The sequence below is a fragment of the Arthrobacter sp. NPDC080082 genome (assembly GCF_040686595.1).
Taxonomy (GTDB): domain Bacteria; phylum Actinomycetota; class Actinomycetes; order Actinomycetales; family Micrococcaceae; genus Arthrobacter.
On record NZ_JBFBKQ010000004.1, the window covers coordinates 371,761 to 396,906 of the forward strand.

Here is a 25,146-nt window from a genome sequence, read left to right on the forward strand (position 1 = left end):
GGTTCCTAGCCGCCGGCGAACGGCGGCAGGACGTCGACGACGTCGTCCGGGGCCAGCGCCGTGGCGCGGTCCCGGACGGCCACCTCGTTGAGCAGGAAGCTGGAACGGGCCAGCAGCCGGGCCAGCGGGGGAGTGCCGGCGGGCGGGACCGGACGTTCGACGGCGAGCACGGCTTCGAGCAGGCCGGCAACGTCGGCGCCCTCGGGCAGCTGGAAAGCTTCCTCGTCGACGCCGGCGGCGGCGCGCGCGGCAGCGAAGTAACGGACGATCACGGGTGGGTCAGCCTCCGATGGCGCTCATGCTGCGGTCCGGCTGCACGAAGTCGGGGGCGTCGAGGCCCACGTGGTCCATGCCGTGGGCCTTGGGCTTGGCCCACATGGCGTCCTGCCAGCGTTCGGCGAGCTGTTCGTCGGTGGCGCCGCTGCGCAGCAGCCCCAACAGGTCCGTCTCCTCGTGCGAGAAGAGGCAGCTCATGATCTTGCCCTCGGCGGTGATCCGGGTGCGCCGGCAGTCCGCGCAGAACGGCTCGGTGACCGAGGCGATAATTCCCACGGTGCCCAGGACGGGTCCCTCCGCGGTGTCCGTGCCGGGGACCCGGGCGCGCACCTCGAAGCGTTCGGCCGGGGCGCCGTCGCGTTCCCGCGGGTCGGCGGACAGGACATAGTCCACGGACAGCAGGCCCCGGATCTCGGCGGCGGTGATCATGTTCCGTCGGGTCCAGCCATGGTCTGCGTCCAGGGGCATCTGTTCGATGAAGCGGAGCTCGTAACCGCGGCCCAGCGCCCAGGCCAGCAGGGAGGGGGCCTCGGCGTCGTTGATGCCGCGCATCAGGACCGCGTTCAGTTTCACCGGTCCCAGGCCCGCGGCCCAGGCGGCGTCGACGCCGGCGAGCACCTTGTTCAGGAACGGACGCCGGGTCAGCTGGGTGAAGGTCTCCTCGTGCAGCGAGTCCAGGGAGACGTTGATCCGGGTCAGGCCGGCGTCCTTCAACGCCTGGGCCTTCTTGTCCAGTCCGACGGCGTTGGTGGTCATGGAGATCGGCAGGTCCGGGTGCGCGTGGCGGAGGGAGCTGATAATGTCCAGCAGGTCCGCGCGGACCAGGGGTTCGCCGCCGGTGAGCCGGAGTTCGCGCACGCCCAGGCTGTCCACGCCGATCCTCACGATCCGGACGATCTCCTCGGCGCTCATCACCGCCGCCTTGGACAGCCACTCCAGGCCCTCGGCGGGCATGCAGTAGCTGCAGCGCAGGTTGCACTTGTCCGTCAGCGACAGGCGCATGTCCGTGGCGACGCGGCCGTAGCGGTCCACCAGGCCCGCGGGCAGCCCGGCCGGGCGTCCGGCCGGCTGCGGCGCCTGCGGACCGGAGCCACCCTCCGCGCGGGGCTGGGGCATGCCAAGCTGAACAGTCATAGTGTCAGGCTACGCCACCTGCGCCGGGGCATCACCGCACGGCAGCCGCGAATCCATCCAGCGAACGCAGCCGTGAACCCAGCGGGCGGACCCAGCCCGTGAACCCGGCGGCGAATCTCCCCGGCGAATCTATGCTGGGAGGATGAATACCCCGCAGCCGGTGGCGCAGCGACCGGGACCGCCCGGGCAGAAATCCGTGGGCCCGCGCATGTCCCGCTGGGCGGCGGCCTCCGGGCTGGCCGCGGTGGGAGCCGGCGTGGCCGCCGGCGAGCTCGCGGCCGGGTTGCTGAGCCCCTCGGTCTCTCCCGTGACGGCTGTGGGCGGCGCCGTGATCGACGCCGTCCCGCCCGGCGTCAAGGAGTGGGCCATCTCCCTGTTCGGCACCGCCGACAAGCTCGCCCTGCTCACCGGCATGGGGCTGGCGATCGCCGTGCTGGCCGCCGTCGCCGGTGTCCTGGAACTGCGCCGCCGCTTCGCCGGGGCGGCCGTCGTCGCGGTGTTCGGACTGGCCGGACTCGCCGCGGTGCTGGGCCGGCCGGAGGCGGACGGGGCTGCCGTACCCGCCCCGCTGCTGGCCGCCGCTGTCGCCGTCGTGCTGCTGCGCTGGCTGATCGGCGCCCTCCGTGACTGGCGAACGACGGCGGGGGAGACGCGCGGTGCCACGGCGCCGGATAGAGCGTTAGAGCCGGAGACGCCGCCGGAGACACTCCCAGCGGCACTGCCGGCCCCGGACACCGGGAAGGAACCGGCCACCCGACGCCGGTTCCTCCGCAACTTCTCCATCACGGCGGGCGTCGCGGCCCTCGGCGGCGTGCTCGCCGGCACGCTCCGCGGCGCCACCGCCGCCGTCACCGGCTACCGCAGCACCCTGGCGCTTCCCGCCCCCGCCTCGGCCGCCCCGCCCGTTCCCGCCGGCGCGGACCAGCAACTGCCAGGCCAGGGCCCGCTGGTGACCCCGGCAGACGATTTCTACCGGATCGACACCGCCCTGCGCGTCCCTGTGGTGGATCCCCGGACCTGGAAGCTCACGGTCACCGGGATGGTGGACCGGCCGGTGGAACTCGACTTCCAGGCGCTGCTCGCCAAACCCCTGATCGACCGGCACATCACCATCGCCTGCGTCTCCAACGAGGTGGGCGGGGACCTGATCGGCAACGCCCGGTGGCTGGGCTGGCCGGTCCGCGAGCTGCTGGCACAGGCCGGACCGCAACAGGGCGCGGACATGGTGCTCTCGCGCAGCGTGGACGGCTGGACCGCCGGGTCGCCGCTGGAGGCCCTCACGGACAACCGGGACGCGATCCTGGCTATCGGCATGAACGGTGCGCCGCTGCCGCTGGAACACGGCTTCCCGGTGCGCCTTGTCGTCCCCGGCCTCTACGGCTACGTCTCGGCCACCAAGTGGCTCACCGAGCTGAAGGTCACCCGCTTCGCCGCCGACGAGGGCTACTGGACCCCGCGCGGCTGGAGCGAGCGCGGGCCGATCAAGACCTCGTCCCGGATCGACGTGCCCAGCGCGGGCCGGAAGCTCCCGGCCGGGACGGTGACCTTCGGCGGGGTGGCCTGGGCCCAGCACCGGGGGATCCGCGCCGTGGAGGTGCGGGTGAACCGCGGCGACTGGAAGGCCGCCGAGCTGGCCCCCGGCATCTCCGCTGACACCTGGCGGCAATGGAGACTGGCCCTGCCGCTGGGGCCGGGCAGCTACGAGGTGCAGGTCCGCGCCACGGACGCCACGGGAGCCGTCCAGGTGGAGGCACAGGCCCCCGTCGCGCCGGACGGAGCCACCGGATACCACACGGTTACAGTTGACGTGACCTCCTAACCGGAGCGCCGCCAGACCCCTGCCACACCAGAACCCCAGTCCGCCGAGAAACCCAGCCCGCCGAGCCGAAGGACACGCACCCATGCACTCCCGACCCCAGCCCGCCGCGGCGGGACCGGCCAGCGTCGAGGCGCACCGGGACAAGGTCCGCGCGCTGCTGGCAGGCCTCGCCGTCCGCACCGACACCGTGCCGCTGGCCGACGCGCTGGGCCGCGGACTGGCCCGCGACATCATCGCGCCGCTGGACCTCCCGCCGTTCGCCAACTCCCAAATGGACGGATACGCCGTGCGCAGCGCGGACCTGGCCGAGGGCGGCACCGAGCTGCGCGTCACCGACCCGGTGCCCGCGGGCGCCCAACCCGCCGCCCTGGCCGCCGGGACCGCGGCCCCGATCATGACCGGGGCAATGATCCCGCCGGGTGCGGACGCCGTCGTACCGATCGAAGCGGCCGAGCCGGACGTCTTCCCCGAACCCGGCAGCCCCGCCACCGTCCGGCTGCCCGCCACGGCCACGGGAACCTACGTCCGCGCCGCCGGCAGCGACATCGCCGCCGGGACCCGGGCGCTGGCCGCCGGCACCTACCTGGGCCCCGGGCAGCTGGGACTGCTCGCCGCCCTGGGCCTCGCCGAGGCGCCGGTGCACGCCGCCCCGACGGTGCTGCTGGTCACCACCGGCGACGAGGTGGTGGCCCCGGGCACGCCGCTGGAGGCCGGCAAGATCTACGACGCCAACTCCACCCTGCTCGACTCCGGGCTGCGGCAGGCCGGCCTGGCCGTCACCCGCGCCGGCATCACCGCGGACGACCCGGCCGCCCTCGAGCGGCTGCTCCGCGCCCACGCGCCCGCGGTGGACCTCATCATCACCACCGGCGGCGTCAGCAAGGGCGCCTACGAGGTGGTCCGGCAGGCCCTGGAGGGCCACGGCGTCGAATTCGGCTCCGTCGCCATGCAGCCGGGCGGACCCCAGGGGCTGGGCACCTTCGACGGCGTCCCGGTGCTGTGCTTCCCCGGCAACCCGGTCAGCTGCCTGGTCTCCTTCGAGATGTTCCTCCGTCCCGTCCTCACCGGGCTGCTCGGCAGTCCCGCACCCCGGACCGCCGTCCGCGCCCGGCTGGCCGCGCCGCTGACCTCGCCCGCGGCCAAAGACCAGGTCCGGCGGGGCACCCTTACCCCGGATGGCACCGTGCACCTGGAGGGCGGCCCCGGCTCACACCTGGTGCACGCCCTGGCCCTCTCCAACGCCCTGGTGCACGTCCCGGCCGGTACCGCGGAGCTCGCCGCCGGCGATGAGGTGGAAGTATGGGTGCTGTGAACGACGCAGAACTCTCCCCGCCCGCGCTGACACATCTCCGCCGGGACGGCACCGCCCAGATGGTCGATGTCTCCACCAAGGCCGAGACCACCCGCGAGGCCACCGCCACCGCCACCGTGCACAGCACCGCTGAGGTCCTCTCGCTCCTGGGGTCCGGGGACCTGCCCAAGGGCGACGCGCTCGCCGTCGCCCGGGTCGCCGGCATCATGGCCGCCAAGAAGACGCCGGAGCTGATCCCGCTGTGCCACCCGCTGCCCATCAGCAAGGTCACGGTGGACTTCGAGCTCGGCACGGACACCGTCACCGTCTTCGCCACCGTGAAGACCCGCGGCGTGACCGGGGTGGAGATGGAGGCCCTCACCGCGGTCTCCGTCGCCGCCCTGAGCGTCTACGACATGATCAAGGCCGTCGACAAGCACGCCGTGCTCAACGACATCAAGGTCCTGGCCAAGAGCGGCGGCAAGAGCGGGGACTGGACCCTGTGAGCAGCCACGAATCCCACCAGCACCCCGAACCCCACACCCACGGGGAACCCCATACCCACGGCGAGGTGACCGGTCGGAAGGCGGGGATCGTGATCGCCTCCACCCGCGCCGCCGCCGGAGTCTACGAGGACCTCACCGGCCCCGTCATCGCGGACTGGCTGACCGAACACGGCTTCGAGACCTACCCGGCAATGGTGGTCCCCGACGGCGAACCGGTCGGTGCCGCCCTGCGCGCCCTGCTCAGCCAGCGCCCCTCGGTGATCATCACCAGCGGGGGCACCGGCCTCAGCCCCACCGACTCCACCCCGGAACAGACCCTCCCGCTGCTGGACCGCGAGATCCCCGGCATCATGGAGGGGCTGCGGGCCGTCGGCGCCGCCAAGACACCCACCGCGCTGCTCAGCCGCGGCCACGCCGGCGCCGCGGGCACCACCTTCATCGTCAACCTGCCCGGATCGCCCAAGGGCGTGATGGACGGCCTTGGCGTCCTCGACCCGATCCTCGGCCACCTCTGCGACCAGCTGGAAGGCACCCATGGGCACTGACGCCACCAACCCCAACGCCACCACAACCGACAGCACCACTTCTGACAGCACCGCGTCCGACGGCGCCGTCGGCGGCGCCACGTTCGACATCGTCCACGCCGTCCTCAGCGCCGAGCCCATCTCCGTCGACCAGGCCATCGCCGCCGTGGAGTCGGACACGGCCGGCGCCGTCGTCAGCTTCAGCGGCGTCGTCCGGAACCACGACGGCGGCAAGCCGGTGGACCGGCTGAGCTACAGCGCGCACCCCACCGCCCACCAGGTGATGGCCGACGTCGTCGCCGGGCTCGTCGCCGAACACGCCGCCGCCGGCACGGAGTCCAAGCCGGTCCGGATCTGGGCCGCGCACCGCACGGGCATGCTGGAGATCGGCGACCCGGCCCTGGTCTGCGCCGTCTCCGCCGCGCACCGCGGGCAGGCCTTCGCCGTCTGCGCCGAACTGGTGGACCGGATCAAGGAACAGGTGCCGATCTGGAAGGAACAGTTCTTCAGCGACGGCACCGTCGAATGGGTAGGCGCGGGGGAGTAGCACCTCCGGCGGCCTGTGCCCGCCGACGCCCGCAGCCAGCCGCCCGCGGCGCGTGCCCCGTTACGCGGGGCCGGTCCGGGCGGTAACGGTTCAGGCCGGCCAGCGCCCCGGCGGTAGGGTTGAGCGCATGACCGAACAACTCGCCGTCGCCGTCCTTGGCGCCAACGGACGCATGGGCGCGGAGGCCGTCAAGGCCATCGACGCCGCCGAAGACCTCACCCTCGTTGCCGCCCTCGGCCGGGGCGATTCCCTCGAAACCCTCACGGAGGCCGGCGCACAGATCGTCGTCGACCTGACCGTTCCCGAGAGCACCGAGGCGAACGTCCGCTTCGCCGTCGACCACGGGATGCACGCCGTCGTCGGCACCACCGGCTGGGACGCCGGGCGCCTGGACCGGCTCACCGCCCTCCTCGCCGGCCGGCCGGAGACCGGGGTGCTGATCGCCCCAAACTTCGCGCTGGGCTCCGTCCTGGCCTCCGCCTTCGCCGCCAAGGCCTCCCGCTACTTCGAATCGGTCGAGATTATCGAACTTCACCACCCGGACAAGGTGGACGCCCCCTCCGGCACCGCCGTGCGCACGGCCCAGCTCATCGCCGCCGAGCGCGACGCCGCCGGCGTGGCCCCCAGCCCCGACGCCACCACCAGCGAGCGCCCCGGCGCCCGCGGCTGCGACGTCGACGGCGTCCGGGTCCACAGCGTCCGGCTCCGCGGCCTGGTGGCCCACCAGGAGGTCCTGCTCGGCGGCCCCGGCGAGCAGCTGACCTTCCGCCACGACTCGTTCGATCGCGCCTCCTTCATGCCCGGCGTGCTGCTGGGTGTCCGCAACGTCGCGGCGCACCCGGGCCTCACCGTGGGCCTGGACGGCTACCTGGACCTGGGCCTCTGATGGCGAACGTCCTGGCCGCCTTCAAGGCAAACCGCACCAAGATCTGGGTGGGCGCGGTGACGCTCCTGCTCGTCTTCTACCTGGTGGTCTCGCTGCAGCGCTCGGTGCTGCTGCTCGGCGACCCCAACCTGGTGGCCAAGGCGCTGGGCCTGGCCTACCTGCTGCTGCCCATCGTCGGGGCCTGGGCACTGGTGCGGGAACTGCTCTTCGGCGCCCGCACCGAACGCCTGGCCAAGATCCTCGAGGCCGAGGGCGGCCTGCCGGAGGACACCCTGCCGCGCACCCCCGCCGGGCGGATCATCCGCGAGGCCGCCGACGCCGAATTTGAGAAGTACCGCGTCGAGGCGGAAGCCGCGCCGGAGGACTGGCGGTCCTGGTTCCGGCTCAGCTGCGCCTACGACGCCGCCGGCGACCGGAAGCGCGCCCGCGCGGCCATGCGCGACGCCGTCCGCCTGAACCGCGACGGCGGGAACGCCGGGGGACGCCCCGCCTAGCGGCCCGCGAGGGTTCGGCCCCGGCCCAGCAGGTTCGCGCCGTGGCCGGCCCACTCCAGCGGCCCGCGCCAGGACAGCGTCGCGAAGATCCAGCCCAGCGCCAGGACCGCCAGCGCCTGCGCCCAGAAGACGCCGTCGGGACTCCACCCGGACGGCAGCGGGTGGCCATGCAGGGACGCCATGACACACACGTGCGCCGAGTACAGGCTGAGCGTCATCGCACCGGCGCCGCGCAGGGGGCGGAGCAGGTCCAGCTCCACCCAGTCCGCCAGCCGGGCCAGCAGCAGGCAGGCCCCCAGCACCGCCGCCGCGACCCCGGAGGTGTGCAGCAGGTCCAGGCTGGTGCCCGAGTGCGGGGCCGCGGTGGCCAGCCACCAGCCGGAGCCCGACTGGTCCACGCCGGCGAGGTTGACCTGCAACAGGGACGCCAGCGGATAGTCGGGGTCACCGATCGCCGCCTGCAACGCCGCCCGGCCGCCCCGGTCCTCCATCAGCACCCCGCCGAACCACTTCGCGAAGACGGCGGCGGCCGTCCCGGCGGCCACCAGGCTGACCTGCAGACCGACCCGGCCCAAAGGCAGCCGGCCGAGCGCGAGTCCGATCAACAGGTACGTCAGCCACTGCACCACCGGGTAGTAGCCGGTGAGCAACAGGTCGCCGGCCACCCGGGCAGGCTCCGCGAGATCCGCCCAGCCGGGGTTGTGCCCCAGTTGCAGCGGCGGCTCCGGTGCCAGCAGCCACGGGCGCAGCAGGTAGGCGAGCACCGGGCTGGCCAGCAGCCACCCGGCGGCGAACGCGAACAGGCGCCCCGGCCGCAGCCCGAGGAAGGGCAGGATGCAGAGGAACAGGACGGCGTAATGCACCAGAATGACGGCGATGTTCACCTCGAGGGCCCCCACGCTGAGCCCGACGGCGGCCACCACCAGGGCGCGCAGGGCCACCCCGCGCCGTGCCGCCCAGAGCTCGCGCCCGGCGTAGGGCCGCTCCTTGCCGGTGGACAGCGCCAGTCCCACCCCGGCCAGGACCGCGAACAACGCCGCCGCCCGGCCCGAGAACGCCAGGCCCACCCAGGTGGGGGTGAGTGCCGCGTCGGCCTCGAAGGTGGGCAGGACGTGGGTGGCCATCATCCCCAGCAACGCCAGGCCCCGGGCGGCGTCGACGCCGGTCAGGCGGGGCGTCCGGGGCGTCCCGCCGGCGGTCCTGGAACGGGCAGCGGTACCGCGGGAGGTCATGCCTCGATCGTCTCACGAGGGCCGGTCACGACCCTTGTGTTCGAATATATGTTCGAATAAGATGAGCGGCATGAACCATCCACCAGAACCACAGCCGGCCGGGTTCGGGCCGTCCTCCGGGGTCCTCAAAGCCATGAGCCCCGGCGTCGTCGATTTCCTGTTCCGCCGATTGGTGGCCGGGGAGGCCGCGGAGGACCTCAGCTGGCACAACGAGGGAACCGCCCTGTCCGCCCAGCAACCCGGGGCCGAACTGGCACGCCGGCTCGCCGAGACCGACGTCGAGGCGCTCACGCCGATCGAGCTCTTCCACTACGTCCGCGCGGCGCAGCGGCTGGCCGCCTGGGCGGGGTCGCTGCGGGAGCAGGCGGTGGGCCGCTACTGCGCAGCGCCCGGCACAGCGGGCACCGCAGCTGCCGCCGCGCCCGAACGGGGATGATGCGCGTCACGTTGCCGTTATTGTTCTAACACTGCGGGGACAAGGTAACGTTTTTGCCATGGCTGACTCTGACATTCGCTCGTACACGTTTGGAACCCTCGTGACCGCCATGGTCACGCCGTTCACGAACGATGGTGACGTCGATTATCAGAAGTCCGCCGAACTGGCCTCCAAGCTCGTCGACGACGGCAACGACGCCCTCGTCATCTCCGGCACCACCGGCGAGACCTCCACCCTGGAGGACGACGAAAAGGAAAAGCTGTTCCGCGTCATCGTCGAGGCGGTGGGGGACCGGGCCAAGGTCATCGCCGGTACCGGCACCAACCACACCTCGCACTCGATCGAGATGGCCAAGCGGGCCGCCAAGGCCGGCGCCCACGGCCAGCTGATCGTCACCCCGTATTACAACAAGCCCAGCCAGGCCGGCATCCAGGCGCACATCGAGGCTGTCGCCGACGCGGCGGACCTGCCCGTCATGGTCTACGATATCCCCGGCCGCGCCGGCGTCCCGATCCTTCCCGAGACCATGATCCGGCTGGCGGACCACCCCCGGATCGTCGCCCTCAAGGACGCCAAGGCCGACTTCGCCGCCGTCACCAAGGTGCTGGCCAACACGGACCTTGACGTCTACTCCGGCGACGACGGCCTCACCCTGCCCTGGATGGCCGCCGGCGCCGTCGGGCTTGTCAGTGTTTCCGCGCACGTCGCGACCCGGCAGTTCCGGGCCATGATCGACGCCGCGCTTGCGGGCGACTTTGCCACCGCCCGCACCCTACATTTCGAACTGGACCCCGTGGTCCGTGCAGTGATGACCCACATTCAGGGCGCTGTAGCTGCGAAGCAAGTTCTCAAGTGGCAGGGAGTCCTGCCCAACTCGGTTGTCCGTTTGCCCCTCGTGGAGCCGGGCGAAGCCGAGATCGAAACAATCCGCGAGGACTTGGCGGAGGCCGGGCTCGTCTACGCCTGATCCGGCCCCGCGCCGCATCACGCCCCGACCTGCCATGCCCCGCCTGGAAAGTAGTGCACTATGACCCAAACCGCCCTCCCCGGCCTCGTCACGCCGCCGAAACTGGCCGCCAATACCCTGCGGATCGTCCCGCTGGGCGGCCTCGGCGAGATCGGCCGCAACATGACGGTCTTCGAAATCGGCGGCAAGCTGCTGATCGTTGATTGCGGCGTCCTCTTCCCCGAGGAGACCCAGCCCGGCGTCGACCTGATCCTCCCGGACTTCTCCTACATCGAGAAGCGCCTCGACGACGTCGTCGCCGTCATCCTCACCCACGGCCACGAGGACCACATCGGCGCCGTCCCGTACCTGCTGCGCCTGCGCAACGACATCCCCCTCGTCGGCTCGCAGCTGACCCTGGCGCTGATCGAGGCCAAGCTGCAGGAACACCGGATCAAGCCGACCACCATGATCGTCAACGAGGGCCAGGTCGAGAAGTTCGGCCCCTTCGAGTGCGAGTTCGTGGCCGTCAACCACTCCATCCCGGACGCCCTCGCGGTCTTCCTGCGCACCGCCGGCGGCACCGTGCTGCACACCGGTGACTTCAAGATGGACCAGCTGCCCCTCGACGGCCGCATCACCGACCTGCGCCACTTCGCAAAGCTCGGCGAGGAAGGCGTGGACCTGTTCCTCTCGGACTCCACCAACGCCGACGTTCCCGGCTTCACCACCGCGGAAAAGGAGATCGGCCCCACCCTGGACCGCCTCTTCGGCCAGGCGTCCAAGCGCATCATCGTCGCCTCCTTCTCCTCGCACGTGCACCGCGTCCAGCAGGTGCTCGACGCCGCGGCCAACCACAACCGCAAGGTCGCCTTCGTCGGCCGGTCCATGGTCCGCAACATGGCCATCGCCGCCAAGCTCGGCTACCTTGAGGTGCCCGCCGGCATCCTGGTGGACATCAAGAACATCGACAACCTGCCGGACAACCGCGTGGTGCTGATGTCCACCGGTTCCCAGGGCGAGCCGATGGCCGCGTTGTCCCGCATGGCCAACGGCGACCACCGCGTCGTCGTCGGCCAGGGCGACACCGTCATCCTGGCCTCCAGCCTGATCCCGGGTAACGAGAACGCCGTCTTCCGCATCATCAACGGCCTGCTCAAGCTCGGCGCGGACGTGATCCACAAGGGCAACGCCAAGGTGCACGTCTCCGGCCACGCCGCCGCCGGCGAGCTGCTCTACTGCTACAACATCCTCGAGCCGCTCAACGCCATGCCGGTGCACGGCGAGACCCGGCACCTGATCGCCAACGGCAAGATCGCCCTGGATTCCGGCGTGCCGGAGGAGAGCATCCTGTTGGCGGACAACGGCACCGTGATCGACCTGCGCGACCACGAGGCGGACATCGTCGGCCAGGTCGAGGTCGGCTTCGTCTACGTCGACGGCTCCAGCGTCGGCGAGGTCACCGAGGCGGACCTCAAGGACCGCCAGACGCTCGGCGACGAGGGCTTCATCTCGATCGTCACCGTCATCCACCGCGCCACCGGCAAGGTCGTCTCCGGCCCGGAGATCCACGCCCGCGGCGTCGCGGAGGACGACTCGGTCTTCGACGAGATCATCCCGAAGATCAACGTCGCGCTCGAGGACGCCGTCAAGAACCGCGACCACACCACGCAGCAGCTGCAGCAGGTCGTCCGCCGGGTTATCGGTACCTGGGTCAACCGCAAGCTGCGGCGCAAGCCGATGATCATCCCGGTGGTCCTCGAGGCGTAGGCCCCGGCAGCACCAGCAGCACCCGAACGGCTCCTCCCTCCGGTTCCGCCTCCGCGCGGCCCGGCCGGGGGAGCCGTCCGGCGTTAACCGGCCCCGCCGCGCCGTGAAGCCGCCAAGAGCGGGGGAACGCCGTGAGCCAGCCGGGCCGGGGAGCGCCAACATGGCCCGCTCCGCCCCGGAAATCCGGGGCATCCGGCCGGTCCTCGGGTACCGTGGCAGGTATGGCGACACGAACTACTTCCGCGCCTAGAGGCAACTCAAGCGGCAGCCCGAGGGGCAAATCAGGCACATCTTCGGCCAAAGGCTCCAGCGCAGCCGCGTCCAAATCCCGCACGCAGGGGACGGCCCGCACCCGGCAGATGGCCGCCGTCGAGCCGCACCAGCCCTGGCTGGTCCGCGTCGTCGCTGGCGCCTGGCTCGGCGTCGGGCACGTCCTGGGCGCCGGGATCCGCCGCATCGGCTCCGACGTCAGCGACCTCCACCCCGAGGACCGCCGCGACGGCGCCGCCCTGTTCAACCTGGTCCTCGGCGTTTTCGTGGCAACCTTCGCCTGGTGGGGCTTCCGCGGCTGGCTCCCGGACCTGGTCTACGGGATCGTTAACGGCACGTTCGGCTGGATGGCCCTGCTCCTGCCGCTGATGCTGTTCGTCTGCGCCTTCCGGCTCTTCCGCCAGCCGGTGGACGGCCGCGGCAACAACCGCGTCGGTATCGGCTTCCTCATCATGACCTTCGCCGGCTGCGGCCTCGCACACATCATCGGCGGCCAGCCCGGCGTCGCCGAGGGCTTCGACGGCCTCCGCCGCGCCGGCGGCATGCTCGGCTACCTCGCCGCCGCGCCGCTGGCCACCATCCACCCCGCCGTCCCGGTGGCCCTCTACAGCCTGCTCGCGTTCACCTCCCTGCTGATCGTCACGGCCACACCGTTCGGCGCCATTCCCTCCCGGATACGCGGCGCCTACGAACACCTCATGGGCATCGATCTCCGGGACGAGCCGGAGACCAACGCCCACGACCGCAGCTACCTCTACGAGAACGACGCCCCCGCGCCGAAGAAGAAGCGCAAGCGGCTCTTCGGCAAGGACCAGGACGCCGCCGACGCCCGCCTCGAGGGCTACGTCGGCGACGAGGCCTTCGAGCACGCCGTCGTCGACGACGAACCCGACGACGCCCACGACGACGGCGGCCGTCGCGGCCGGAAGGCACCCGCCGTCGCGCCCGGCGTGCGCCGGCCCACCCAGGCCGAGATCGCCGTCGAGAAGATCAAGGCCGCCCAGGGCCTGGGCGCCGCGGCGGACGGCGCCACTCCGGAGAACGCCACCGAAGCGATCCCGCAAATCACCCCCGGCATGATCGCCGCCGGGTCCGTCACCGCGGGCGCCGCCGCCGCGCCCAAGGTCCCGGCCAACCCCGTCGCCCCCGCACCGCAGCCCACCCCGATCCCGCAGCGGACCGAGCAGCTCTCCCTCGCCGGGGACGTCACCTACACGCTGCCGGCCTCGGACTTCCTGACCCCGGGCTCCATCCCCAAGGAGCGCACGGAGGCCAACGACGCCGTCGTCGCCGCCCTGACCGACACCCTGACCCAGTTCAACGTGGACGCCACCGTGACCGGCTTCAGCCGCGGCCCCACCGTTACCCGGTACGAGATCGAACTCTCGCCCGGCACCAAGGTCGAACGCGTCACGGCCCTGTCCAAGAACATCTCCTACGCGGTGGCCAGCTCCGACGTCCGGATCCTCAGCCCCATCCCGGGCAAGTCCGCGATCGGCATCGAGATCCCCAACACGGACCGCGAGACCGTCTCCCTGGGCGATGTCCTCCGCAGCCAGAACGCCCGCCGCACGGACCACCCGATGGTGATGGGCGTCGGCAAGGACGTCGAGGGCGGCTACGTCGTGGCCAACCTCGCCAAGATGCCCCACTTGCTCGTGGCCGGTGCCACCGGTGCCGGTAAGTCCTCGTTCGTGAACTCGATGATCACCTCGATCCTGATGCGCGCCACCCCGGACGAGGTGCGCATGGTTATGGTGGACCCCAAGCGCGTGGAACTGACCGCCTACGAGGGCGTCCCGCACCTGATCACCCCCATCATCACCAACCCCAAGAAGGCCGCCGAGGCGCTGCAGTGGGTGGTCCGCGAGATGGACGCCCGCTACGACGACCTGGCCAACTACGGCTTCAAGCACATTGACGACTTCAACAAGGCCGTCCGCGCCGGGAAGGTCCACCCGCCCGTGGACTCCAAGCGCGTCATCCGCCCTTACCCGTACCTGCTGGTGATCGTGGACGAGCTCGCCGACCTGATGATGGTCGCCCCGCGCGACGTCGAAGACTCGATCGTACGCATCACCCAGCTGGCCCGCGCCGCCGGCATCCACCTGGTGCTCGCCACGCAGCGGCCCTCGGTGGACGTCGTCACCGGCCTGATCAAGGCCAACGTCCCGTCCCGGATGGCGTTCGCCACCTCCTCGGTCACCGACTCCCGCGTCGTCCTCGACCAGCCCGGCGCGGAGAAGCTGATCGGCCAGGGCGACGCCCTCTTCCTGCCCATGGGCGCCTCCAAGGCCATGCGCGTCCAGGGCGCCTGGGTCACCGAATCCGAGATCCACAAGGTGGTCGAGCACGTCAAGGGCCAGCTGCAGGCCGTCTACCGCGAGGACGTCGCCCCCGAGGCGGAAAAGAAGCAGATCGACGACGACATCGGAGACGACCTCGAGGTGCTGCTGCAGGCCACCGAACTGGTGGTCACCACGCAGTTCGGCTCCACTTCGATGCTGCAGCGCAAGCTCCGCGTCGGCTTCGCCAAGGCCGGCCGGCTCATGGACCTGCTCGAATCCAGGGGAGTGGTGGGACCCTCCGAGGGTTCCAAGGCCCGCGACGTGCTGGTCAAGCCGGACGACCTCGCGGCCGTGCTGGCGGCCATGAAGGGCCAGGAGGCCCCGGCCGCGGCCGACTCGCAGACCGCCGCGCTGAGCGACAACGCCAACGCCAACATCGCCCAGGGCGGCTACGCCGAGGACCTCGTGGCGGCGGACCTGGACAACCGCGCCCAAAGCGTCGACTACTATGACGGCGCGGACGGCGGCGAGGACGAGGGCTCCGAGGACGCCTGGTCGCTCACCGGCCGGTAACCGGTGCAGACGGTAGCCTAAGAGAGTGACTAGCGCCGAGAACAACCCCGGGTCCGCCCCGCAGATCTGGAACCTGCCCAACATCCTGACGATGCTGCGGATCGCGCTGGTGCCCTTCTTCATCTGGTGCCTCGTTGCGGATGCCCCGGGCCTGCACGCCGGCAACGGGCCGTGGCGCTGGGCCGCCGTCGCCGTCTTCGCCGTCGCCATCTATACGGATAAGCTCGACGGCGACATCGCCCGCAGCCGCGGCCTGGTCACCGACTTCGGTAAGATCGCGGACCCCATCGCGGACAAGCTGCTGATCGGTTCGGCCCTGGTGATGCTCTCCCTGCTGGGCGAACTGCCCTGGTGGGTGACCGCCCTGATCCTGATCCGCGAGTGGGGCATCACCGCACTGCGTTTCTTCGTTATCCGCTACGGCGTGATCCCCGCCTCCCGCGGCGGCAAGCTCAAGACCGTCGTGCAGACCGCGGCGATCTTCCTCTACGTCGTCCCGCTCGCCGCGATCGCCCCGTGGCTGGGCGTGCTGGGCTTCATCGTGATGCTCGCGGCCCTCGCCATCACGGTCTGGACCGGCGCCGAGTACGTCATCGAGGCCATGAAGCTCCGCGCCCGCGGCATCAAGGCGCAGCAGCAGAAGATCCAGGAGGGCGCCCCGTGACCGGCCCCCTGCACCCGGAAGCACAATCGACCTTGCACCCAGGGGCCCACCCCAACCTGCACCGCCTCGCCGGCGAAGCCGTGGAGCGGTCCGTGGCCGCCGGCCTGACGGTAGCCACGGCCGAGTCCCTCACGGCCGGCATGGTCGCCGCCGTCCTCGCCGACACGCCCGGCGCGTCCGCGATGCTCCGCGGCGGCGTGGTCGCCTACGCCAACCAGGTCAAGGCCGCGGTGCTCGGGGTCCCGGAGGCCCTCCTCGAGACGGCCGGATCGGTCGACGGGGACGTGGCCGCCGCCATGGCCGCGGGCGCCCGCCGCGCGTGCGGCGCCGACGTCGGCGTCTCCACCACCGGCGTCGCCGGCCCCGACGCCCACGACGGCAAACCCGTGGGCACCGTCTTCATCGGCGTCGCCACCGCGGAGGGCGCGGCGTCCTACCCCTACCATTTCGAGGGCAGCCGCCAGGAGATCCGGGCGCTCTCCTGCGGCGCCGCACTCGAACGGCTGCTCGACGCCGTCGGCGGTGCTACCGGACCGTAAAGTAACGGGGAACAAAACGTGATTTCGAATAGTTGTTACATTGTGTCGCCACCAAAGAAGGGCGGCGCATAGGATGAAGTCACCGAGACGTTCGCACCGAAACGGCGAACCGACCAACGAGGGAGCAAGGCGATACAGATGGTAAAGCAGCCCGTATCCGTAAACGGCGTTGTCCGCTGGAAGGATGTGGGCCTCGCCGATCAGGCTAAGAGCGAACAGAAGGAGCGCAAGATGGTTGTACTTCGTCACGAAATTGGCGACGTCCTGCGCGACGTCCGCCAGCGCCAGGGCCGTACCCTCCGCGAAGTCTCGCACAGTGCCCGAGTATCCCTGGGCTACCTGAGCGAAGTGGAGCGCGGCCAGAAGGAAGCCTCCTCGGAGCTGCTCTCCTCGATCTGCACGGCCCTCGATGTCCCGCTCTCCAGCATGCTCCGCGAGGTCAGCGACCGTGTCGCCGTGGCCGAGGGCGTGGCAGTGCCGGACACCGTTCCGCAGGAATTCTCCCAGCGGTACGGCCGTGACCTGGACAGTGAACTGAACGACGAACTGGGAACCGGACTGCTCTCGGGCGCCCGCTAAACCCAGCGTCACCCAAAGCATAGAAAAGGTCCCCGGCGGTGTGCCGGGGACCTTTTGCGTGCCGCCGCAGGTCTCTTAGAGGTCTTCGTCGCGCGGGAAGCCGTCCCGTTCGTAGCTGGCATTGAGCCGGGCCATGTACCCGGCGAAAGCCGCCAGGTCCCCGGCCGGCCACTCCGCCAGCCGGTCCCGGAACACCTCGCGCCGGGCGTCCTGCACCAGGTGCATCTTCTCCTCGCCCAAGGCCGTCAGGCTGATCGCCTGCGCCCGGCCGTCCAGCGGGTCCGCCGCCTTGGACACCAGGCCGAGGCCCTCCAGGAACGCCACCTGGCGGCTGACCGACGGCTTGCCCACGCCCAGCCAGGCCGCCAGCTCGGTCAGGCGGATCGGCCCCCTGGCCCGAAGCACCGAAAGCAGGCCGTATGCGGCGGGTTCCATATCCGGGTGCACCTCGCGGGAGAGCCGCTGCGAGACGGAACGGGCGCGCCGCCACAGCAGGCTCAGCTGGTGTTCCACCTCGGCGATGGACTCGTCGGGGGAGGCCGCGCCGGCCCCGGAACCCTGCTCCGGCGTGGTCGCGGCGTGGTCAATGGTGCTCATAGCAACCATTCTAGGGTCCGCCCCGGGGTCCCCTTCCGTGAGAGACTTGTGCGGTGCGAATCAGCGACTTCTGGCGGCTCATGGACGACGAGTTCGGTGCCGGCTACTCCCGCGTCCTCAGCAGTTCCCTGGTCCTGGCCGGCGTCGGAGGACGCACCGCGGACCAGGCGCTGAGCGCCGGCATCCCGCCCAAACAGGTGTGGCTGGCCATGTGTGACGTCCAGGACGTGCCCGCGGAGCGCCGGCTCGGCCGCGACATCAAACCCCGCGACCAGGGCCCGCTGAACTAAACCACGGCGACGTCGGCTTGGTCACGTTGGCCGGATCGACGAAGCCGCCCCTGGGCCTTCCGCGGTGCCTGACACGCCGGGGGATTGTTCGAATATCTGTTCGGGTCGGGCTATGCTTTTTTCAGAGCGTTTTCCACATACGCGACGACGGCGGCAACTTTGTCAGTGGCTGCCCCTAACGTCGGTGATGACAGCAACGGCCGTGACGGCCACTCTCCAATGAGAAAGTTTTTGAGGTGTGAATCATGGCCGCAGCCCCGGATCGCCAGAAGGCGCTCGACGCAGCACTCGCCCAGATTGACAAGCAGTTCGGCAAGGGCTCGGTCATGCGCCTGGGCGACGAAGTCCGCGCCCCCATCGAGGTCATTCCCACCGGCTCCATCGCCCTGGATGTCGCCCTTGGCATTGGCGGCCTGCCCCGCGGTCGCGTCGTAGAGATCTACGGCCCCGAATCCTCCGGTAAGACCACCGTGGCGCTGCACGCCGTCGCCAACGCCCAGCGCCAGGGCGGCATCGCGGCCTTCATCGATGCCGAACACGCCCTGGACCCGGAATACGCTGCCAAGCTGGGCGTGGACACGGACGCGCTGCTCGTCTCGCAGCCTGACACCGGTGAGCAGGCCCTGGAAATCATGGACATGCTGGTGGGTTCCGGCTCGCTGGACATCGTCGTGATCGACTCCGTCGCCGCGCTGGTGCCCCGCGCCGAAATCGAAGGCGACATGGGCGACAGCCACGTCGGCCTGCAGGCCCGCCTGATGAGCCAGGCCCTGCGTAAGATCACCGGCCGGTTGAGCCAGACCAAGACCACCGCCATTTTCATCAACCAGCTCCGCGAGAAGATCGGTGTCTTCTTCGGCTCCCCGGAAACCACCACCGGTGGTAAGGCGCTGAAGTTCTACGCCTCTATCCGCATCGACGTCCGCCGGATCCAGACCCTCAAGGAGGGCGCGGACTCGGTCGGCAACCGGACCAAGGCCAAGATCGTCAAGAACAAGATGGCCCCGCCCTTCAAGATCGCCGAATTCGACATCATCTACGGCCAGGGCATCTCCCGCGAGGGCGGCATCATCGACATGGGTGTCGAGCACGGCCTGATCAAGAAGTCCGGTTCCTGGTTCACCTACGACGGTGACCAGCTGGGCCAGGGCATGGAGAACTCCCGCCGATTCCTCCGTGACAACCCGGAGCTGGCAGCGGAGCTGGAGCGCCTGATCAAGGAAAAGCTCGGCGTCGGCGTCAAGGCAGCCGACGCGGAAGAGTCGCCGAAGCTGAAGGCCGTTGACGGGTTCTAAGCCACGGGCTTCTCAACCACCGGCGCCGGAGCTGGACGCCGACGCGGACCCCGCGTCGGTGGCCCGCACCATCGTCCTGCGCCAGCTGACCGGCTCCGCCAAGAGCCGGCACCAGCTCGAGCGCAAACTCGCCGAGCGGAACATTCCCGAGGACGTGGCCGAGGCCGTGCTGGACCGCTTCGAGGCGGTCCGGCTGGTGGACGACGCGGAATTCGCCCGGATGTGGGTCAGGAGCCGCTCGGAAAACCGGAAGCTCGCCAGGGGAGCCCTGCGCCGGGAACTGGCCGAGAAGGGCGTCGCGGAGGACGCGGCGGCCGAGGCGCTCGCCCAGGTGACCGACGAGCAGGAAGACGCGGCTGCCCGGCAACTGGTGGAGCGGAAGCTGCGGTCCCTGCGCGGCCTCGAGGACCGGGCGGAACGGGACAAGGCCGTCCGGCGTCTGGCATCCATGCTCGCCCGGAAGGGCTACCAGCCGGGACAGGCCTTCCGGATCGTCAACGAGGTCATCGACGCATCGCTGCAGGACGGCGGCGCGGGCGACGTGCCGTCCTTGGATGACTGAGCTTGGCCTTGGATTAGTCCGGCCCTAGGACGCCACTCGTCGTGTCTCGTCATCGGCATCCCTGACGCCCTCCCACAGCCGGTCCAGGGACAGCCCGAGAGCCTCGGCCAACGCAGCGATCGTCGGAAACGCCGGGGTGGCGATCCGGCCGGTCTCGATCTTGCGCAGGGTCTCGGGGGAGACCCCGGCGGCCAGGGCCACGTCCAGCATCGACCGGTCGCCGCGGGCCTCGCGTAGCAGCGTGCCCAGGCGCTGGCCGCGGCGGACCTCGTCCGGGGAGAGCGGGAGTCTGACCATGGGAACCAGTGTACCGGGATAATATGGCCGGTATAGTTATCGGATGATCGAGATTCTCAACGCCGCCGAACTGGACCGGGCCCGCGGGTCCGGGGCCCTCGTCGCAGGCATCCTGCAGACCGTCAAGAGCCGCACCACCGTCGGCACCAACCTGCTGGACATTGATCGTTGGACCAAGGACCTCATCGCCGCTGCCGGCGCCGAATCCTGCTACGTCGACTACGCGCCCTCCTTCGGCCGCGGACCGTTCGGCCACTACATCTGCACGGCCGTGAACGACGCCGTCCTGCACGGATTGCCCCACGACTACCGCCTGGCCGACGGCGACCTGCTCACCCTGGACCTCGCCGTCGCCAGGAACGGCATCGCCGCGGACTCCGCCATCAGCTTCCTCGTCGGCGACACGCAGCCTGCCGCGAGCGTCGCGATGATCCAGACCACCGAACGCGCCTTGGCCGCCGGCATCGCGGCGGCGAAGCCGGGCGCCCGGATCGGTGACCTCTCGGCCGCTATCGGCGGCGTCCTCACCGCGGCAGGCTACCCGGTCAACACCGAATTCGGCGGCCACGGCATCGGCTCCACCATGCACCAGGACCCGCACGTGCCCAACACCGGCCGGCCCGGCCGCGGTTTCACCCTCCGGCCGGGGCTGCTGCTCGCGCTGGAGCCCTGGGTCATGGAGGACACGGCCACCCTGGTCACCGACGCCGACGGCTGGACGCTTCGCAGCGCCACCGGCTGCCGGACCGCCCACAGCGAACACACCATCGCCATCACGGAGGACGGGGCCGAGATCCTCACCCTCGCTCCGCCCGCGTAGTCCGCGCCCCGGGCGGAGCCGGTACCCTTAACGGGTGAGTTTGACCATTCCCTCCCCAGCCGACAGCCCCTCGACGCACGCCGATTCCTCGGCGTCGGATGCGGCAGCGTCCGCGCCCGCCCGCACCTACCAGGTGCGGACCTTTGGGTGCCAGATGAACGTGCACGACTCCGAGCGTATGTCCGGCCTGCTGGAGGCCGCCGGCTACGTCCGCTCCGAGGGCGAGCTGGCCGACGTCGTGGTCTTCAACACCTGCGCCGTGCGTGAGAACGCGGACAACAAGCTCTACGGCAACCTCGGCATCCTCCGCCCGGTCAAGGATGCGAACCCGGGCATGCAGATCGCCGTCGGCGGCTGCCTGGCACAAAAGGACCGCGAGACCATCCTGAAGAAGGCGCCGTGGGTCGACGCGGTGTTCGGCACCCACAACGTCGGCGCATTGCCGGCCCTGCTGGACCGGGCCCGCCACAACGACGAGGCACAGCTGGAAATCCTCGAATCCCTCGACGTCTTCCCCTCCACGCTGCCCACCAAGCGCGACTCGGTGTACGCCGGGTGGGTCTCCATCTCCGTCGGCTGCAACAACACCTGCACCTTCTGCATCGTCCCGGCCCTGCGCGGCAAGGAAAAGGACCGCCGCCCCGGCGACATCCTCGCCGAAATCCAGGCCCTCGTGGACGACGGCGCCATCGAGGTCACCCTGCTGGGCCAGAACGTGAACTCATACGGCGTCGAATTCGGCGACCGCCAGGCCTTCTCCAAGCTGCTGCGCGCCTGCGGGGAGATCCCCGGTCTGGAGCGCGTCCGGTTCACCAGCCCGCACCCCGCCGCCTTTACCGACGACGTCATCGAGGCGATGGCGGAGACCCCCAACGTCATGCCGCAGCTGCACATGCCGCTGCAGTCCGGCTCGGACAAGGTACTCAAGGACATGAAGCGCTCCTACCGCTCCACGAAGTTCCTGGGCATCCTCGACAAGGTCCGGGACAAGATCCCGCACGCCGCGATCTCCACAGACATCATCGTCGGCTTCCCGGGGGAGACTGAGGAGGACTTCCAGGCCACCTTGGACGTCGTGGAACGCTCCCGCTTCGCCACCGCCTTTACCTTCCAGTACTCCAAGCGGCCCGGCACCCCCGCCGCCGACCTGCCCGAACAGCTACCCAAGGCCGTGGTGCAGGAACGCTTCGAACGGCTCACCGCCCTGCAGGACCGGATCGCCGCCGAGGAAAACGCCCGCCAGGTGGGCCGCCGGGTCGAGGTTATGGTCACCGCCCAGCAGGGTCGGAAGGCGGGGGAGACCCACCGCCTCTCGGGCCGAGCGCAGGACCAGCGCCTGGTGCACTTCTCCGTGCCCGACGGCGCCGAATCCCCCCGCCCCGGCGACCTCGTCACCGTGACCGTCACCGAGGCCGCATCCTTCCACCTCATCGCCGACCCCGCGTCGCCCGAGGACTACCAGCTGCGCCGCTCCCGCGCCGGCGACGCCTGGGACCGGTCCCAGGCCGACTCCTGCGGTGCACCCGCCCCCGCCGCGGCCGGCGGCGGCAAGGCCGGGGTGTCCCTCGGCATGCCCGCGCTGCCCGTGCGCGGCCGCTGACGCCGTGACCGGAGCCGAACTGTCCGCCGCGCCGCCGCCGGTGATCGCCGTCCTCGGCCCCACCGGCTCGGGAAAATCCGACCTGGCCGTTGCCCTCGCGCTGGCGCTCGACGGCGAGGTGGTCAACGCGGACGCCATGCAGTTCTACCGCGGCATGGACATCGGTACCGCCAAGATCACCGACGCCGAGCGGCGAGGCGTCCCGCACCACCTGCTCGACATCATGGACGTCACCGAGGAAGCCAGCGTCTCGGACTTCCAGCGGCAGGCCCGGGAGGCCATCGACGGCATCCACGCCCGCGGGAAACGCGCCATCCTCGCCGGCGGGTCCGGGCTGTACGTCCGGGCCGCCCTGGACGTCCTGGACTTTCCCGGCACCGACCCGGCCGTCCGTGCCCGCCTCGAGGCCGAGGAGGCGGCGGAAGGCCTGGCCCCGCTCCGGGCCCGGCTGGAGCAGGTGGACCCGGTCTCGGCCGGGCGCCTGGGCGACGCCCGGCGGGTCATCCGTGCCCTCGAGGTGTACGAACTGACCGGCCGGCCCTTCAGCTCCTTCATGCCCGACCGCACCTACCACCGCCCGGCCGTCCAACTCGGCCTACAGGTGGACCGGGAGCAGCTCCGGGAGCGCCTCGCCGCCCGCGTGCACGCCATGGTGGACCGCGGCCTGCTCGAGGAGGTGGGCCGGCTGGACGCCGAGGGCCTGCGCCGCGGCAAGACCGCCTCCCGCGCCCTCGGCTACGCCCAGTTCCTCAAGGTCCTCGACGGCGAATCCGACGTCGCGCACGCCGCCGAGGACACCATCGCCGCCACCCGGAAGTTCGCCCGCCGCCAGCTCACCTGGTTCCGCGCCGACCCGCGGATCGCCTGGCTCGACTGGCAGGCCCCGGACCTCGTGGCGAAGGCAACGCAGCTGGCGTTGGTCCCGGCGGGAGGCGGCCCGGTAGCCTTGGACCATGGATGACACTCTCGCCGGAACCGCCGCCTCGACGGCCCACGCCGCCGACACCACAGCACTGGCCGGGCTCGCCTTCTCCAAGGGCCACGGCACCGGCAACGACTTCGTCCTGATCGCGGACCCGCACGGGGCCCTGGAAGTGACCGCCGAGCAGGTCGCGGCCCTCTGTGACCGGCACCGCGGCATCGGCGGCGACGGGCTGATCCGCGCGGTCCCGTCCCGGTTCCTGCCCGAGGGCGCCGAGCTGCTCGCGCAGCACCCGGAGGCGGAGTGGTTCATGGACTACCGCAACGGTGACGGATCGCTCTCCGAAATGTGCGGCAACGGGGTCCGGGTCTTCGTCCACTTCCTGGTCCAGCAGGGCCTCGTGGACCTGCCCGCCGGGGAATCCCTCGTGATCGGCACCCGCGCCGGCATCAAGACCGTCGTCCGCACCGCCTCCGGCTACGCCGTGGACATGGGTCCCTGGGAATTCGTCTTCCCCGGCGAAGCCACGGCCCGGGCCATGGACTCCCTCGTCAGCGCCCACGGCCTCGACGTTGCCCGCCCGGCCCTCTCGGTCAGCATGGGCAACCCGCACACCGTCGTCGCCCTCGCCGAGCAGGCGGAACTGGACGCCACCGAACTGTTCACCGCACCGCGCGTCGACCCGGAGCCGCCGCACGGGACCAACGTCGAGTTCGTCGTTCCCGCCGAGCCGCTGGTCCACGACGGCGTCGGCGCCATCAGCATGCGCGTCCACGAACGCGGCGTGGGCGAGACCCTCTCCTGCGGCACCGGCGCCTGCGCGGCCGCCGTCGCGATCCGGCACTGGGCTGGTCAGGGCGCGCCGGACGCCTGGAACGTCACGGTGCCCGGCGGCGTCGTCGGCGTGAAGTTCTTCGTCGCCCCGGACGGCCACGAGCACGTCGAGCTCAGCGGCCCGGCCGTGATCGTCGCTAGCGGGACGCTTTCCTGACTCGAAGGATCCGGAACGACTTCGAGGTGCTCTCCCGGGTCACCGTGAAGCTGCTGTCCAGCTCCGTGCCCAGCCAGCGCTGCAGCGAATCCGAGCCGAGGTTCTTCTGCACCACCAGCCACGCCGACCCGCCCGGCGCCAGCCGCGGCAGCCAGAGCAGCAGCAGGGAATGCAGCTCGTCCTTGCCGATCCGGATGGGCGGGTTGGACCAGATGGTGTCGAAGCGCAGCTCCGGGTCCACCTCGCCGGGGGTGCTGGCCGTGACGTTCTCCAGGCCCAGCAGTGCCGCGTTTTCGTTGGTCAGGGCCACGCAGCGTTCGTTGACGTCCACGGCGTAGACGTGCGCGTGCGGGGCCTTCAGCGCCATCGTCAGCGCGATCGGACCCCAGCCGCAGCCGATGTCCAGCAGGTTCCCCTGCGGGGCGGGGGCCGGGACATCCGCCAGCAGCACCGCGGTGCCCTTGTCGACGCCGTCGGGACTGAAGATTCCGCTGGAGGTCTGCAGCTGCCGCGGCGCGCCGGCCAGTTCCACGGTGAGGGGCTTGCGGGTGAACGGCCCGGCCGGCTGGGCGCTGAAATAGTGTGCAGACTCCATAACGTGCCAGAGTAGTTGGCCGTCCGCGGGCTTGGGAAACCGGAAAGGTGCGCTCTGGTAAACTTGGAGGCATGTTCCTGATCTTTGAATAGCCGGCCACCAGGCAACCGGCACGGGCGCCCCGCCTCAACGGGTGATCCGCCCTCCAGCGACGCAGGCCCCGCCCTCCGCTGGACCCCTCCGGCCGCGGCGACCCGCGGCCTGTTCCGGCACTCATTCCAGCAACGCCGGAAACTCCACGCCTCGAAGATCCCACCGCACGGCCCCGCCGTCGCCCGCGGAACCGACCGGCGTGCAGCACCGCCCGTGAGGAAACCTTTCTAGGACCCACGGACCCCACCCGCCGCTCCGCCGAGGAGCCCGCCCGTCCGCGGCACCGCCGCCGCAGGACACCCAGGAGGCA

The 25,146-nt window shown here is 70.9% G+C and carries 27 protein-coding genes; 21 read left to right on the forward strand and 6 right to left on the reverse strand.

Annotated elements, in window-relative coordinates; all coding sequences use genetic code 11:
• Positions 1-5: 5 nt before the first annotated feature.
• Entirely contained in the window at positions 6-272 is a 267-nt protein-coding gene (locus AB0O44_RS10715; protein WP_364137192.1) for a MoaD/ThiS family protein, read from the reverse strand.
• Between the two features lie 7 nt (positions 273-279).
• Complete coding sequence (moaA, locus tag AB0O44_RS10720; RefSeq protein ID WP_364137194.1) at positions 280-1,410, reverse strand: GTP 3',8-cyclase MoaA; 1,131 nt, start codon at positions 1,408-1,410, stop codon at positions 280-282.
• Positions 1,411-1,618: 208 nt separating this feature from the next.
• Between moaA and AB0O44_RS10725 the strand changes: the two genes are divergently transcribed.
• The 7 genes from AB0O44_RS10725 (at position 1,619) to AB0O44_RS10755 (ending at position 7,477) form a co-directional block, all read left to right on the forward strand.
• Positions 1,619-3,229, forward strand: a complete 1,611-nt coding sequence (locus AB0O44_RS10725; protein WP_364137327.1) for a molybdopterin-dependent oxidoreductase — start codon at positions 1,619-1,621, stop codon at positions 3,227-3,229.
• Between the two features lie 82 nt (positions 3,230-3,311).
• Positions 3,312-4,541: a gephyrin-like molybdotransferase Glp gene (gene glp / locus AB0O44_RS10730; RefSeq protein WP_364137196.1), complete on the forward strand. Its 1,230-nt coding sequence runs from the start codon at positions 3,312-3,314 to the stop codon at positions 4,539-4,541.
• Positions 4,529-5,026: a cyclic pyranopterin monophosphate synthase MoaC gene (gene moaC / locus AB0O44_RS10735; RefSeq protein WP_364137198.1), complete on the forward strand. Its 498-nt coding sequence runs from the start codon at positions 4,529-4,531 to the stop codon at positions 5,024-5,026. Before glp ends, moaC begins: the two co-directional genes overlap by 13 nt.
• Complete coding sequence (locus AB0O44_RS10740; protein ID WP_364137200.1) at positions 5,023-5,571, forward strand: MogA/MoaB family molybdenum cofactor biosynthesis protein; 549 nt, start codon at positions 5,023-5,025, stop codon at positions 5,569-5,571. Before moaC ends, AB0O44_RS10740 begins: the two co-directional genes overlap by 4 nt.
• Positions 5,561-6,097 (forward strand): molybdenum cofactor biosynthesis protein MoaE, encoded by a 537-nt coding sequence (locus tag AB0O44_RS10745; protein WP_364137202.1) that lies wholly within the window; start codon positions 5,561-5,563, stop codon positions 6,095-6,097. The genes AB0O44_RS10740 and AB0O44_RS10745 overlap by 11 nt, the downstream gene beginning before the upstream one ends.
• Before the next feature lie 127 nt (positions 6,098-6,224).
• A complete protein-coding gene (dapB, locus tag AB0O44_RS10750; RefSeq protein WP_290258321.1) occupies positions 6,225-6,983 on the forward strand; it encodes a 4-hydroxy-tetrahydrodipicolinate reductase in 759 nt (252 codons plus the stop codon).
• Positions 6,983-7,477, forward strand: a complete 495-nt coding sequence (locus AB0O44_RS10755; protein ID WP_364137205.1) for a hypothetical protein — start codon at positions 6,983-6,985, stop codon at positions 7,475-7,477. The genes dapB and AB0O44_RS10755 overlap by 1 nt, the downstream gene beginning before the upstream one ends.
• Here AB0O44_RS10755 and AB0O44_RS10760 read toward each other — a convergent pair.
• The gene (locus AB0O44_RS10760) at positions 7,474-8,709 is read right to left on the reverse strand and encodes a heparan-alpha-glucosaminide N-acetyltransferase domain-containing protein (protein WP_364137207.1); all 1,236 of its coding nucleotides are present in this window, start codon (positions 8,707-8,709) and stop codon (positions 7,474-7,476) included. The genes AB0O44_RS10755 and AB0O44_RS10760 overlap by 4 nt on opposite strands.
• 70 nt (positions 8,710-8,779) lie before the next feature.
• Here AB0O44_RS10760 and AB0O44_RS10765 point away from each other — a divergent pair, with 70 nt between their 5' ends.
• From AB0O44_RS10765 to AB0O44_RS10795, 7 genes are all read left to right on the forward strand, one after another.
• Positions 8,780-9,145 (forward strand): hypothetical protein, encoded by a 366-nt coding sequence (locus tag AB0O44_RS10765; protein ID WP_364137209.1) that lies wholly within the window; start codon positions 8,780-8,782, stop codon positions 9,143-9,145.
• 58 nt (positions 9,146-9,203) lie between these two features.
• Positions 9,204-10,112: a 4-hydroxy-tetrahydrodipicolinate synthase gene (dapA, locus tag AB0O44_RS10770; RefSeq protein ID WP_290258317.1), complete on the forward strand. Its 909-nt coding sequence runs from the start codon at positions 9,204-9,206 to the stop codon at positions 10,110-10,112.
• A gap of 60 nt (positions 10,113-10,172) precedes the next feature.
• Complete coding sequence (locus AB0O44_RS10775) at positions 10,173-11,861, forward strand: ribonuclease J (protein ID WP_364137211.1); 1,689 nt, start codon at positions 10,173-10,175, stop codon at positions 11,859-11,861.
• 221 nt (positions 11,862-12,082) lie between these two features.
• Positions 12,083-14,992: a DNA translocase FtsK gene (locus AB0O44_RS10780; RefSeq protein ID WP_364137213.1), complete on the forward strand. Its 2,910-nt coding sequence runs from the start codon at positions 12,083-12,085 to the stop codon at positions 14,990-14,992.
• Between the two features lie 25 nt (positions 14,993-15,017).
• The gene (gene pgsA, locus AB0O44_RS10785; RefSeq protein ID WP_364137215.1) at positions 15,018-15,656 is read left to right on the forward strand and encodes a CDP-diacylglycerol--glycerol-3-phosphate 3-phosphatidyltransferase; all 639 of its coding nucleotides are present in this window, start codon (positions 15,018-15,020) and stop codon (positions 15,654-15,656) included.
• Complete coding sequence (locus tag AB0O44_RS10790; protein ID WP_364137217.1) at positions 15,653-16,195, forward strand: CinA family protein; 543 nt, start codon at positions 15,653-15,655, stop codon at positions 16,193-16,195. Before pgsA ends, AB0O44_RS10790 begins: the two co-directional genes overlap by 4 nt.
• Before the next feature lie 138 nt (positions 16,196-16,333).
• Positions 16,334-16,774, forward strand: a complete 441-nt coding sequence (locus AB0O44_RS10795; protein WP_290258312.1) for a helix-turn-helix transcriptional regulator — start codon at positions 16,334-16,336, stop codon at positions 16,772-16,774.
• Positions 16,775-16,849: 75 nt separating this feature from the next.
• On the opposite strand, the gene AB0O44_RS10800 is transcribed toward AB0O44_RS10795, so the two are convergent.
• Positions 16,850-17,371: a MarR family winged helix-turn-helix transcriptional regulator gene (locus AB0O44_RS10800; RefSeq protein ID WP_290258311.1), complete on the reverse strand. Its 522-nt coding sequence runs from the start codon at positions 17,369-17,371 to the stop codon at positions 16,850-16,852.
• Between the two features lie 53 nt (positions 17,372-17,424).
• Here AB0O44_RS10800 and AB0O44_RS10805 point away from each other — a divergent pair, with 53 nt between their 5' ends.
• From AB0O44_RS10805 to AB0O44_RS10815, 3 genes are all read left to right on the forward strand, one after another.
• On the forward strand, positions 17,425-17,661 hold the full coding sequence (locus tag AB0O44_RS10805; protein ID WP_290258310.1) for a DUF3046 domain-containing protein: 237 nt from the start codon (positions 17,425-17,427) through the stop codon (positions 17,659-17,661).
• Between the two features lie 245 nt (positions 17,662-17,906).
• Positions 17,907-18,956: a recombinase RecA gene (gene recA / locus AB0O44_RS10810; RefSeq protein WP_290258309.1), complete on the forward strand. Its 1,050-nt coding sequence runs from the start codon at positions 17,907-17,909 to the stop codon at positions 18,954-18,956.
• A gap of 58 nt (positions 18,957-19,014) precedes the next feature.
• A complete protein-coding gene (locus AB0O44_RS10815) occupies positions 19,015-19,518 on the forward strand; it encodes a regulatory protein RecX (RefSeq protein WP_364137329.1) in 504 nt (167 codons plus the stop codon).
• A 24-nt stretch (positions 19,519-19,542) separates the two neighbouring features.
• On the opposite strand, the gene AB0O44_RS10820 is transcribed toward AB0O44_RS10815, so the two are convergent.
• Positions 19,543-19,815 carry a helix-turn-helix transcriptional regulator gene (locus AB0O44_RS10820; RefSeq protein WP_290258307.1) on the reverse strand — a complete coding sequence of 91 codons (273 nt, stop codon included), beginning with the start codon at positions 19,813-19,815 and terminating at the stop codon, positions 19,543-19,545.
• Between the two features lie 43 nt (positions 19,816-19,858).
• Between AB0O44_RS10820 and map the strand changes: the two genes are divergently transcribed.
• Genes map through dapF form a run of 4 tightly spaced genes read left to right on the forward strand, consistent with a single transcriptional unit; the run spans position 19,859 to position 24,148 of the window.
• Entirely contained in the window at positions 19,859-20,635 is a 777-nt protein-coding gene (gene map / locus AB0O44_RS10825) for a type I methionyl aminopeptidase (RefSeq protein ID WP_364137220.1), read from the forward strand.
• Between the two features lie 34 nt (positions 20,636-20,669).
• On the forward strand, positions 20,670-22,235 hold the full coding sequence (gene miaB, locus AB0O44_RS10830) for a tRNA (N6-isopentenyl adenosine(37)-C2)-methylthiotransferase MiaB (protein WP_364137222.1): 1,566 nt from the start codon (positions 20,670-20,672) through the stop codon (positions 22,233-22,235).
• Between the two features lie 4 nt (positions 22,236-22,239).
• Positions 22,240-23,196 (forward strand): tRNA (adenosine(37)-N6)-dimethylallyltransferase MiaA, encoded by a 957-nt coding sequence (miaA, locus tag AB0O44_RS10835; RefSeq protein WP_364137224.1) that lies wholly within the window; start codon positions 22,240-22,242, stop codon positions 23,194-23,196.
• A complete protein-coding gene (gene dapF, locus AB0O44_RS10840) occupies positions 23,189-24,148 on the forward strand; it encodes a diaminopimelate epimerase (protein WP_364137226.1) in 960 nt (319 codons plus the stop codon). The genes miaA and dapF overlap by 8 nt, the downstream gene beginning before the upstream one ends.
• On the opposite strand, the gene AB0O44_RS10845 is transcribed toward dapF, so the two are convergent.
• The gene (locus tag AB0O44_RS10845; protein WP_364137228.1) at positions 24,129-24,743 is read right to left on the reverse strand and encodes a methyltransferase; all 615 of its coding nucleotides are present in this window, start codon (positions 24,741-24,743) and stop codon (positions 24,129-24,131) included. The two genes, dapF and AB0O44_RS10845, sit on opposite strands and share 20 nt — an antisense overlap.
• Positions 24,744-25,146: the final 403 nt, after the last annotated feature.